At 75.7% G+C, this 11,350-nt stretch carries 2 protein-coding genes; both read left to right on the plus strand.

Features of this window, described 5'->3' with window-relative positions; translation table 11 throughout:
- The first annotated feature begins 31 nt into the window (after positions 1 to 31).
- Positions 32 to 9,133 (plus strand): type I polyketide synthase, encoded by a 9,102-nt coding sequence (locus Apa02nite_RS48640; protein ID WP_203831216.1) that lies wholly within the window; start codon positions 32 to 34, stop codon positions 9,131 to 9,133.
- A gap of 147 nt (positions 9,134 to 9,280) precedes the next feature.
- Positions 9,281 to 11,350: type I polyketide synthase (locus Apa02nite_RS48645; RefSeq protein ID WP_203831217.1), on the plus strand; the 2,070-nt coding region annotated here is incomplete at its 3' end.

Raw genomic sequence — 11,350 nt, forward strand, 5'->3', positions numbered from 1 at the left:
TGCCTTCTCGCTGTCCTGAGCGGAGAACTCCATGACCCAGCCGGACCCGAAGCTCGTCGACGCCCTGCGCAACTCGCTGAAGGAGATCGACCGGCTGCGCCGGCAGCAGCGCGAGGCCGACGCGCGGGCCGCCGAGCCGATCGCGGTGGTCGGGATGGCCTGCCGCTATCCCGGCGATGTGCGCGGCCCCGACGACCTGTGGCGGCTGGTCGCCGACGGCCGCGACGCCGTCGGTGACTTCCCGGCCGACCGCGGCTGGGACCTGACCGGGCTGTTCAGCGACGACCCGGACGCCGCCGGCACCTCGTACGCGCGGGCCGGCGGGTTCCTGCACGACGCCGGTGACTTCGACGCGTCGCTGTTCGGCATCAGCCCGCGCGAGGCCCGCGCCATGGACCCGCAACAGCGGCTGCTGCTGGAGTGCGCCTGGGAGGCGTACGAACGCGCCGGGCTGGACCCGCTCGGCCGCCGCGGCGACCGCACCGGCGTGTTCACCGGCAGCAACGACCAGGACTACCTCGGCCTGCTCGGCGACCACCCCGGCGAGCTGGAGGGCCACCTCGGCACCGGTAACGCCGCCAGCGTGCTCTCCGGCCGGCTCGCCTACACGTTCGGCCTCGAGGGCCCCGCGGTCACCGTCGACACCGCGTGCTCGTCGTCGCTGGTCGCGCTGCACCTAGCCGTACAGGCGCTGCGGTCCGGCGACATCGACCAGGCCCTGGTCGCGGGGGTGCTGGTGATGGCGACGCCGGGCACCTTCCTGGAGTTCTCCCGGCAGCGAGGCCTGGCCGCCGACGGCCGGTGCAAGTCGTTCGCGGCCGGCGCCGACGGCACCGGCTGGGGTGAGGGTGCCGGCGTGCTGCTGGTCGAGCGGCTCTCCTCGGCGCGCTCGGCGGGCCGCCCGGTGCTGGCCGTGGTGCGCGGCACCGCCGTCAACTCCGACGGCGCCTCCAACGGGCTGACCGCCCCGAACGGCCCATCGCAACGGCGGGTCATCCGGGCGGCGCTGGCCGACGCCGGGCTCACCACCGCGGAGGTCGACGCGGTCGAGGCGCACGGCACCGGCACCACGCTGGGTGACCCGATCGAGGCGCAGGCGCTGCTCGCGACGTATGGCCAGGACCGCGCCGACGGGCCGCTGTGGCTCGGCTCGCTCAAGTCGAACATCGGGCACACCCAGGCCGCCGCGGGTGTCGGCGGCATCATCAAAATGGTCCAGGCCATGCGCCACGCTGTCCTGCCGGCCACCCTGCACGTCGACGCGCCCACCCCGAAGGTCGACTGGTCGTCCGGCGCGGTGCAGCTGCTCACCCAGGCCCGGCCCTGGCCCGAGCAGGGCCGCCCGCGCCGTTCGGCGGTGTCCTCGTTCGGGATGAGCGGCACCAACGCCCACGTCATCCTCGAGCAGGGCGACCCGGGACCGGTCCTCGAGCCGGCTACGCCGGAAACGACCGCGCCGGTCCCGCTGCTGCTGTCCGGCGCCGGTCCCGCTGCTCTTCAGGCACAAGCCGCGATGGTACGAACAATCGCCGCGACCGGAGTCCCGCTGCCGTCGATCGGTGCCACCCTGACCCGTCGCGCCGCCCTGAGTGACCGGGCGGTGGCCTGGGACCTCGACAGCCTCGCCACGGTCGAATCCGGACACGCCGCGACGAGCGCCCTGGACTCCTCCGACGTCGTGTTCGTCTACCCCGGCCAGGGCGGCCAGTGGCTGCACATGACGGTCGGGCTGCTGGACTCACCGGCGTTCGCCGACCGGCTGCGCGAGTGCGACGCCGCGCTGCGCCCGCACGTCGGGTTCTCGGTGGAGCAGGTACTGCGCTCCGACGGCGACTGGCTGACCCGCGTCGAGGTGGTGCAGCCGGTCCTGTGGGCCGTCGGCGTGGCCCTCACCGCCTGGTGGGAGTCCTACGGTGTCACCCCCGCCGCCGTGGTCGGCCACTCGCAGGGTGAGGTCGTCGCGGCCGTGGTGGCCGGCGCGCTCACCGTCGAGGACGGTGCCCGGGTGGTCGCGGCACGCTCCCGGGTGCTGCCCGGGCTCACCGGCGACGGCGGCATGCTCTCGGTCAACGCCCCCGCCGCCGACGTCGAGACCTGGCTGACGCAGGACTGGCCCGACCTGGTGGTCGCCGCGGTCAACGGCCCGGCCCAGGTCATCGTGGCGGGGCCGCGGCACCGGCTGGAGGCGTTCGTGCCGTGGGCCGAGAGCCGCGACATCCGCGCCCGGCTCGTCGAGGTCCGCTACGCGTCGCACTCGCCGCAGGTCGAGCAGGTCCGCGACGAGATCCTCGCCGCCGTGACCGACGTGCGCGGGGTGGTGCCGCGCATCCCGTGGTACTCCACCGTCACCGGTGAGCGCGTCACCACCGCGCCGGACGCCGGGTACTGGTGGACCAACCTGCGCGAGCAGGTCCGCTTCGCGCCGGTGATCCAGCAGCTCGCCGCCGACGGCTTCCAGCTGTTCGCCGAGGTCTCCGGGCACCCGGTGCTCACCGTGGCGCTGGAGCAGTGCGCGCCCGACGCCGGGATCTGGGGGACGTTGCGCCGCGGCGAGGACGGCCCGGCGGCCCGGATCCGCGCGCTCGGCGACGCCTGGACGCGGGGCGTCGCCGTGGACTGGTCACCGTGGTTCGCCGGGGTGCGCTGGTTGCCGGAGCTGCCGACGTACCCGTTCCAGCGCCGCCGGCACTGGCTGACCGCGGACGAGCAGCGCCGCGACCGGGGTGCCGACCCGGAGTTCTGGGCGGCCGTCGACGCGGGCGCCACGTCGTTCGCCGGCGAGCTCGGCCTCGACCCGGCCGTGGTCGCGCCGGTGCACGACCGGCTGAGCTCCTGGCGGGAGCACCGCACCCGCGAGTCCACCATCGACGCCTGGCGCTACGCGGTGACCTGGGCCGCCCGCCCGGCCCCCGCCCCGGCGAGCCCCACCGGCCGCTGGCTGCTGATCCGCCCGGACCTCGACGGTCTCCTCCCCGGCCCCGACCTGGCCGGGCTCTTCCCCGATGCCGACGTCGACGTCGTGGTGCTGGACGGCGCCGCCGACCGAGCCGTCGTGGCCGCGGCCCTGCCCACCGGCCCGTATGCCGGGGTGGTGTCGCTGCTGGCCCTCGACGACCGCCCGGTGCCCGGCCGGCCGCTGGTCAGCCGGGGTCTGGCCGGCACCCTGACGCTGTTCCAGGCCCTCGGCGACGCGGGCCTCGAAGCACCCGTGCACGTGCTCACCCGCGGCGCCGTCGGCGTCGGCGGACCACCGTCGAGCCTCGGCCAGGCGCAGGTCTGGGGCCTGGCCCGGATCGCCGGCGTGGAGCTGCCGGGCCGGTGGGGCAGCCTGATCGACCTGCCCGAGCAGCTCGACGACCGGGCCCGCGAAACCCTCGCCGCCGTGCTGGCCGGCGCCCTCGGCCCGGATGACCAGCTGGCGATCCGCGACACCGGGCTGTGCGCGCGCCGCGTCACCCCGGCACCGGCGCGCCGCCGGACCCCGCCCTGGCGGCCCCGTGGCACCGTCCTGATCACCGGCGGCACCGGCGCGCTCGGCTCCCGGGTCGCCCGCTGGGCCGCCGCCAACGGCGCCGAACGCCTCGTGCTGACCAGCCGGCGCGGCCCGGACGCCCCCGGCGCCGCGGACCTGCACGACGAGCTGACCGCGGCCGGCACCACCGTGGCGATCACCGCCTGCGACCTGAGCGACCGGGCCGCGGTCGCGGCGCTGCTGGCCGGGGTCGGCCCGGTCGACGCCGTGGTGCACGCCGCCGGGACCGGCGCCAACGTGCCGTTCGGCGACACCGGGGTGGACCTGCTCGACGACCTGCTCGCGAGCAAGGTCGCCGGTGCCCTGCACCTGGACGAGCTGGTCGGCGACGTGGACGCGTTCGTCACGTTCTCCTCGCTTTCCGGCGTCTGGGGCAGCCACTCGCACGCCGCGTACGCGGCCGCCAACGCCGCCCTCGACGCACTCGCCGAGCAGCGCCGCGCCCGCGGCGCCCGGATGACCGCGATCGCCTGGGGCACCTGGGCCGACGCCGGGATGGCTTCCGCCGAGGTGGGCGCGGACCTGCGCCGCCGCGGCGTGATCGCGATGCCGCCGCCGCTGGCGATCGAGGCGCTCAGCCGGGCGGTCGCCGAGGACGACACCACGGTCTGCGTCATCGACGTCGACTGGCCGCGCTTCACCGAGCTGTTCACCGCGCTCCGCCCCCGGCCGCTGATCGGGGACATTCCGGCGGTCCGCGAGGCGCTCACCCGTTCCGCCGACCCCGAGGCGGACCCCACCGGGGCCAGCGGACTCGGCGCCCGGCTGGCCGGACTGCCCCCGGCCGAGCAGCAGCGCGTCGTACTGGAGTTCGTCCGCTCCAGCGCGGCCGCCGTGCTGGGCCACGCCGGCGGCGACGAGATCGCGCCCCGGCGGCCGTTCCGCGACCTGGGCTTCGACTCGCTCACCGCGGTCGACCTGCGCAACCGGCTGCGGGCCGAGACCCGGCTGCCGCTGCCGGCCACCGTCGTGTTCGACCATCCGAACGCCGCCGCCCTCGCCGCGCACCTGCTCGCCCGGGTCGCCGGCACCACCGTTGCCACCCAGCCCGGTGTCGCGGTGGCCAGCGTGGCCGCGCTCGACGAACCGATCGCCATCACCGCGATGAGCTGCCGCTTCCCCGGCGGTGTCACGACACCCGACGACCTGTGGCGGCTGGTGACCGACGGCGTCGACGCGATGTCACCGTTCCCCACCGACCGCGGCTGGTACCTCGGTGACCTGGTCAACGCGGACTCCTCGGTACGCGGCACCACCTACACCAGCGAGGGCGGCTTCCTCGACGACGTCGCCGGATTCGACGCCCGGCTGTTCGGCATCACCCCGCGCGAGGCCGTCGCGATGGACCCGCAGCAGCGCCTGCTGCTGGAATGCTCCTGGGAGGCCCTGGAACGCGCCGGTCTCGACCCGCTCGGCCTGCGCGGCAGCCGCACCGGCATGTACGCCGGCACCAACGGCTCGGACTACCTGTGGTCGATGGGCGTGTTCCCCAGCGAGCTGGAGGGGCACCTCGGCACCGGCAACGCGGCCAGCGTGCTCTCCGGCCGGGTCTCCTACGTCTTCGGCCTCGAGGGACCGGCGATGACCGTCGACACCGGCTGCTCCTCGTCGCTGGTGGCCCTGCACCTGGCCGCTCAGGCCCTGCGCCAGGGCGAATGCGACCTGGCCCTGGTCGGCGGCGTCACGGTGATGTCGACACCCGGCCCGTTCGTCGAGTTCAGCCGCAAGGGCGGCCTGGCCGGCGACGGCCGGTGCAAGTCGTTCGCCGCCGCGGCCGACGGCACCGGCTGGGGCGAGGGCGTCGGCGTCCTGGTCGCCGAGCGGCTCTCCGATGCCCGCGCGGCGGGCCGCCCGGTGCTCGCGGTGATCCGCGGCAGCGCGGTCAACCAGGACGGCGCCTCCAACGGGCTGACCGCGCCGAGCGGCACCGCGCAGCAGAAGGTGATCCGCCAGGCCCTCGCGAACGCCCGCCTGGACCCGGGCGACATCGACGCGGTCGAGGCGCACGGCACCGGCACCACCCTCGGCGACCCGATCGAGGCGAACGCGCTGCTGGCCACGTACGGCGCGGGCCGCACCGGTGAACCGCTCTGGCTCGGCTCGGTCAAGTCGAACCTCGGGCACACCCAGGCCGCGGCCGGCATGGCCGGGCTGATCAAAACGGTGCTCGCGCTGCGGCACGGGATCCTGCCGGCCACCCTGCACGTGGACCGGCCCTCGCCGCACGTGGAGTGGGAGCTCGGCGGTGTCGCCCTGCTCGCCGAGGCCCGGCCCTGGCCCGAGACCGGCCGCCCGCGCCGGGCCGGCGTGTCCGCCTTCGGGGTCAGCGGCACCAACTCCCACGTGATCGTCGAACAGGCACCCGCCGAACCGGACACGACTGAGCCGTCACCCGCCGAGCAGAGCGGGCCGGTGCCGCTGTTGCTGGCCGCCGCCGATGCCGCCGGCCTGGTGGCGCAGGCCGCGACGATGCGCGACGTCCTGGCCGGCGGTGCGGCACCGCTCGACCTCGCCGTCACCCTCGCCGCCCGCGCCGGGCTCACCGAGCGCGCGGTGGCCTGGGACGCCGAAGGCCTGGCCGCGGCCGCGACCGGGGCGGCACCGGTCACCGGCACGGTCCTCGGCTCCGACGTCGTCTTCGTCTACCCGGGACAGGGCGGCCAGTGGCTGCACATGACCGCAGGCCTGCTCGACTCGGCGGCCTTCACCACCCGGCTGCGCGAGTGCGACGCGGCGCTGCTGCCACTGGTCGGCTTCTCGGTGGAGGAGACGCTGCGCTCCGACGGCGACTGGCTGACCCGGGTCGAGATCGTCCAGCCGGTGCTCTGGGCGGTCGGCGTCGCACTCACCGCCTGGTGGCAGTCGTACGGCGTCACCCCCGCGGCCGTGGTCGGGCACTCGCAGGGTGAGGTCGTCGCCGCCGTGGTGGCCGGCGCCATCTCCCTCGACGACGGCGCCCGGGTGGTCGCCGCCCGGTCCCGCGCGCTCGTCGACCTGGACGGCACCGGCGGCATGGCGTCGATCGGCGCCGGCCCGGATGAGGTCGCCGACTGGCTCACCCAGCCGCGCTGGGCCGGGCTGAGCGTCGCCGCGGTCAACTCGCCGGCCATGGTCGTGGTGGCGGGGGAGCGGGCCGCGGTCGAGGCGTTCGTACCGTGGGCGGAGGAGCAGGGCGTCCGCGCCCGGCTGGTCGAGGTCGGCTACGCCTCGCACTCCCCGCATGTCGACCCGGTGCGCGCCGACATGCTCACCGCGCTTGGCGACATGCGCGGCACCACGCCGCAGATCCCGTGGTACTCCACGGTCACCACCGGGCTGGTCACAGAACCGGTCGATGCCGGCTACTGGTGGTCCAACCTGCGGGAACCGGTCCGGCTCGCCCCGGTCGTTGCGGCACTTGCCGCATCGGGGTTCCGGCTGTTCGCCGAAGTGTCCGGGCATCCGGTGCTGACCCTGCCGCTGGAACAGAACGCCCCCGGCGCCGGGGTGTGGTCGACGCTGCGCCGCGGCGAGGACGGCCCGGCCGCGCAGATCCGCGCGCTGGCCCAGGCCTGGGTGCAGGGCGTGGAGGTCGACTGGACCCGGTGGCTCACCGGCGGCCGGCGGCTGCCGGACGCGCCGACCTACCCCTTCCAACACCGCCGCTACTGGCTCTCACCCAGCGACGCCGGCGAGGAGCTGCCCGACCCGGCGGCCACCCTGCGCCAGACCGTCGCCTGGTCCCCGATGCCCCTGGCCGACGATCCCCAGCTCACCGGCCACTGGCTGATCGTCACCCCGCCCGCCGCCGGTGAGATGGCAGCGGCCGTCGAGAAACAGCTGACGGCAGCCGGCGCGACCGTGACCACCCTCGGCCCGGACGGTGAGCTGCCGGACGGCCTCGCCGGGGTCGTCTCGCTGCTGGCCCTCGACGAGAGCCCGCACACCGACCAGCACGCCGTCACCGGTGGTCTGGCCGGCACCGTCGATCTGCTCCGCGCCCTGGCCGGCCGGGACACGCCGCTCTGGGCGCTCACCAGCGGCGCGGTCGAGGCCGGCGGCGAACCAGTGCACCATCCCGGGCAGGCCCAGTTCTGGGGTCTCGGCCGGGTCGCCGCGCTGGAACACCCCCGCAGCTGGGGCGGCCTGATCGACGTGCCGACCGGCTCGGCGGACGGCCTCGCCGCGCTGCTGAGCGCCCCCGGCGGCGAGGACCAGGTGGCCCTGCGGGCCGGGCAGGCCTGGGTGCGGCGGCTGCGACCCGCTCCAGCGGCCGGCTCCGGCGGCTGGCGCCCGCGCGGCACCGTCCTGGTCACCGGCGGCACCGGCTGGCTCGGCGGCCACGCCGCCCGTTGGGCGGCCCGCAACGGCGCGACCGGGATCGTGCTGACCGGCCGCCGGGCCGCCGACAGCCCGGCCCTGCGGGCGCTGCGCGACGAGCTCACCGCATCCGGCGCCCAGGTCACCGTGATCGCCGCCGACCTGACCGATAGTGACCAGGTCCGGGCCCTGGTCGCCGGGCTGCCGGACGACGTCACCGCGGTGGTGCACGCGGCCGGCGTCACCGAGAACACCCCGCTGGCAGACCTGACACCGGCCGGGATCGCCGCGGTGACAGGTGCCCGCGTCACCGGTGCGGTCCTGCTCGACGAGCTGCTGCCGGACCTGGACGCGTTCCTCGTGCTGACCTCGGTCGCCGGGACCTGGGGGACCGCGCGCCACCCCGGGTACGCCGCGGCCGACGCCTTCCTCGACGCGTTTGCTGCCTGGCGCCGCGCCCAGGGCCGGCCCGCCACCTCGATCGCGTGGTCCCCGTGGGCGGGCGGTGGCATCGCCGCCGCGCCCGCCGCCGACGGTTCGCTGCTGCGGCTGGGCATCCGCCCGCTCGACCCGGGCCGTGCCGTGGCCGAGCTGGCGACGGCGCACCCGGCGCTGGTGGCCGCCGACGTCGACTGGGCTCGTTTCCTGCCGGCGTTCGGCATCGCCCGCCCCGGCCTGTTGCTCAGCGAGCTGGAGGCCGCCACCCGTCGAACGGACCGGCCCGGCGATGGCGGCCCGGGTTTCGGCGGCGCGGTGCGCGACGCGCTCGCCGAACCGGCCGGGGACGCCGCCGGCGCGCTGCGCTCCCGGCTCGCCGAGCTGCCGGAGGGCGACGCCGACCGGGAACTGGTCGACCTGCTGCGCGAGCACGTCGCGGCCGTGCTCGGCTTCGAACGGACCGAGAAGATCACGCCGGAGCGGGCCTTCCGGGACATCGGCTTCGACTCGGTCACCGCCGTGGAGCTGCGCAACCGGGTCAACGCGGCGACCGGGCTGCGCCTGCCCGCGACGCTGGTCTTCGACCACCCCACGCCGGCCGCCCTGGCGGCGCACCTGCGGGTGCAGCTGGTGCCCGGCGGTACCCGGTCGGTGCTCGACGACGTCGACGACCTGGAGCGCCGGCTCGCCGGCGGCACTCCGGACACCATCACCGCCACCAAGCTGCGGATCAAGCTGCGGACGCTGCTGTCCGCGCTGGACGGCGGCGCGATCCCGGCCCCGGTGCCGGTGTCCCCGGCCCCGGCGGACGACTCCGACGACGAGCTGCTCAAGTTCATTGATTCCCAGCTCGGACGGGCTTGACCGGTCCCGGTGCTAGGGGAGCGCTAGGGGTGCCCGGCCTCGATCGGGCGTCCCTAGCCTGAGCCTCGGCCGCTGGATCGCCCGCCGCGGCAGGCGGCGGGCGTCGATCGGTACGGCGTACCCGGTGATCCGCAGAGGTGGAGCGTTATGGCGACCGAGGAAACCCTCCGCGACTACCTCAAGTTGGTGACCGCCGAGCTGACACAGACCCGTGGGCGGCTCGCCGAGCGGGAGTCCGCCGAGCAGGAGCCGATCGCCGTCGTCGCGATGAGCTGCCGGTTCCCCGGCGGGGTGGCCTCGCCGGAGGACCTGTGGCGGCTGGTCACCGAGGGCCGCGACGCGATCTCCGCGCTGCCCGGCGACCGCGGCTGGGAGACCTGGTACGAGCCCGGCGCCCCGGGCCTCGACGCGTACGCCGGTGGTTTCCTCTACGACGCCGGTGACTTCGACCCGGCCTTCTTCGGGATCAGCCCCCGCGAGGCGTTGGCCATGGACCCGCAGCAGCGTGTCCTGCTCGAGGTCGCCTGGGAGACCTTCGAACGGGCCCGCATCGACCCGGCCACGCTGCGCGGCACCCAGGCCGGGGTCTTCGTCGGCGGCAGCTACATGGGCTACAGCTCGTACGTCGAGGACATGCCCGAGGGTGTGCTCGGCCACCTGCTCACCGGCACTGCCCCGGCCGTGCTCTCCGGCCGGCTCGCCTACACCTTCGGCTTCGAGGGTCCGGCGGTCACCATCGACACCGCCTGCTCGTCGTCGCTGGTCGCGCTGCACCTGGCCGCCCGCGCGCTGCGCAGCCGCGAGTGCTCGGTCGCGCTCGCCGGCGGGGTGGCCGTCATGTCGACCCCGGACTCCTACGGCGAGTTCACCAAGCAGGGCGGGCTCGCCGCCGACGGCCGGTGCAAGTCGTTCGCCGCGGCGGCCGACGGCACCGGCTGGTCCGAGGGCGCCGGCCTGCTGCTGCTGGAACGCCTCTCCGACGCCCAGCGCCTCGGCCACCCGGTCCTGGCCGTGCTGCGCGGCAGCGCCGTCAACTCCGACGGCGCCTCGAACGGGCTGACCGCGCCTAACGGCGGCGCCCAGCAGCGGGTCATCCTGCAGGCGCTGGCCGCGTCCGGCCTGACCCCCGCCGACGTGGACGCGGTGGAGGCGCACGGCACCGGCACCCGGCTCGGCGACCCGATCGAGGCGCAGGCCTTGCTGGCCACGTACGGCCAGCAGCGGGAACGGCCGCTGCTGCTGGGTTCGCTGAAGTCCAACCTCGGCCACGCGCAGGCCGCGGCCGGCGTCGGCGGCGTCATCAAGACCATCCTCGCGCTCACCCACGCCGAGCTGCCCGGCACGCTGCACGTGGACGAGCCGACCCCGCAGGTGGACTGGTCCGCCGGTGCCGTCGAGCTGCTCACGTCGGCCCGGGCCTGGCCGCAGACCGGCCGTCCGCGCCGGGCCGCGGTGTCGTCGTTCGGCATCAGCGGCACCAACGCGCACGTCATCCTCGAACAGGCCCCCGCGGCCCCCACCGAGCCGGCCCGCACGGTGGCCGCTCCGCTCGTCATGCCGCTGGTGGTCACCGCCCGCTCGGAGACCTCCCTCGATGCCCTGATCCACCGGATCCGCGCTGTCGCCGCCGACCCCCTCGACGTGGCCGCTGCCCTGGTGACCCGGCCGGTCCACGAGCACCGCGCGGTGCTGCTGGGCGACACCACGGTCCGGGGCACGGCGGCCGAGGGCCACCTCGCGATCGTCTTCACCGGCCAGGGTTCGCAGCGTCTGGACATGGGGCGCGGTCTCTACGACGCGTTCCCGGTCTACGCCGCCGCTTACGACGAGGTCGCGGCACTGTTGGACCTGCCCGCGGAGCCGCAGGTGGAGCAGACCGGCTGGGCCCAACCGGCGATCTTCGCCCTGGAGGTCGCTCTCCTCGCCTTGGTGCGGTCGTGGGGCCTGCACCCGGATGTGGTGGCCGGTCATTCCATCGGTGAGATCGCCGCTGCCTATGCGGCCGGGGTGTTGACCTTGGCCGACGCTGCCACGCTGGTGTCCGCTCGGGGCCGTCTCATGCAGGCGCTACCTGCTGGCGGGGCGATGCTGGCGGTGCAGGCGTCCGAGGACGAGGTCCGCGCGGCGTTCCCGGATGTCGACATTGCGGCGGTCAACGGGCCGCGTGCGGTCGTGGTGTCCGGCCTCGCTGCGGACATCGCGCCCGTCGAAGCGCAC

The organism is Actinoplanes palleronii (assembly GCF_016862315.1).
GTDB lineage: Bacteria > Actinomycetota > Actinomycetes > Mycobacteriales > Micromonosporaceae > Actinoplanes > Actinoplanes palleronii.